The organism is Micromonospora antibiotica (assembly GCF_017599305.1).
Lineage (GTDB): Bacteria > Actinomycetota > Actinomycetes > Mycobacteriales > Micromonosporaceae > Micromonospora > Micromonospora antibiotica.
Genome location: NZ_JAGFWR010000066.1, coordinates 1 through 1045, shown reverse-complemented (window position 1 = coordinate 1045; position 1045 = coordinate 1). Strand labels below are relative to the sequence as shown.

The window sequence follows — 1045 nt, the reverse complement described above, 5'->3', positions numbered from 1 at the left end:
TCGAGGCGGACGGTGACCGACATCGGCGGGAACGCCTCGTCGACCGGGCCGTCGGCGGTGTCGATCGAGGCGATCCGGCTGGTGAAGCCGGACGGCAGCACCATCACCTCGTCGCCGGGCTTGAGGACCCCGGAGGCGACCTGACCGGCGTAGCCCCGGTAGTCGGTGACCGTGGTCGACTGGGGGCGGATCACGTACTGCACCGGGAACCGGACGTCGACCAGGTTGCGGTCCGAGGCGATGTGCACGTGCTCCAGGTGGTGCAGCAGCGACGGGCCCTCGTACCACGGCATGGTGTCGGCGCGGGTGGCGATGTTGTCACCCTGCAACGCCGACACCGGAATCACCGCCAGGTCGGGCACGTCGAGTTTGGTCGCGAAGGCGGTGAACTCGTCGGCGATCTGCTCGAAGACCTCCTGGGAGTAGTCGACCAGGTCCATCTTGTTGACGCACAACACCAGGTGCGGCACCCGCAGCAGCGAACACAGGAACGCGTGCCGCCGCGACTGCTCCACCAGGCCCTTACGGGCGTCCACCAGCACCAGGGTGAGGTCCGCGGTGGACGCGCCGGTGACCATGTTGCGGGTGTACTGGGTGTGCCCCGGGGTGTCGGCGATGATGAACTTGCGCCGGGGGGTGGCGAAGTACCGGTACGCCACGTCGATGGTGATGCCCTGCTCCCGCTCGGCCCGCAGACCGTCGGTGAGCAACGCCAGGTTGGTGTACTCGTCACCCCGGGCCGCGCTGACCGCCTCCACCGCCGCCAACTGGTCGGTGAACAACGACTTCGTGTCATACAGCAGCCGACCGATCAGGGTCGACTTACCGTCGTCCACACTCCCGGCGGTGGCGAACCGCAGCAGGTCCATCGGTCGGGCCTCGGCCGGGGAGCCGGCCGGTGCCAGCATGTCGGTGCTCATCAGAAGTAGCCCTCCCGCTTGCGGTCCTCCATGGCGGCCTCGCTGACCCGGTCGTCGCCCCGGGTCGCACCCCGCTCGGTGATCCGCGTCGCGGCCACCTCGTCGATCACCTTCTCCACCGTGTC

Annotated in this window: 1 protein-coding gene and 1 pseudogene; both read right to left on the bottom strand. The window is 68.8% G+C overall.

What is annotated here, in order from left to right; genetic code table 11:
* Nucleotides 1–920 (bottom strand): sulfate adenylyltransferase subunit 1 (locus tag JQN83_RS32610; RefSeq protein ID WP_208571000.1); only part of this gene is annotated, 920 nt, incomplete at its 3' end.
* Nucleotides 920–1045: pseudogene (locus JQN83_RS32605) on the bottom strand (sulfate adenylyltransferase subunit CysD); the annotation flags it as partial. The pseudogene JQN83_RS32605 and the gene JQN83_RS32610, both read right to left, overlap by 1 nt.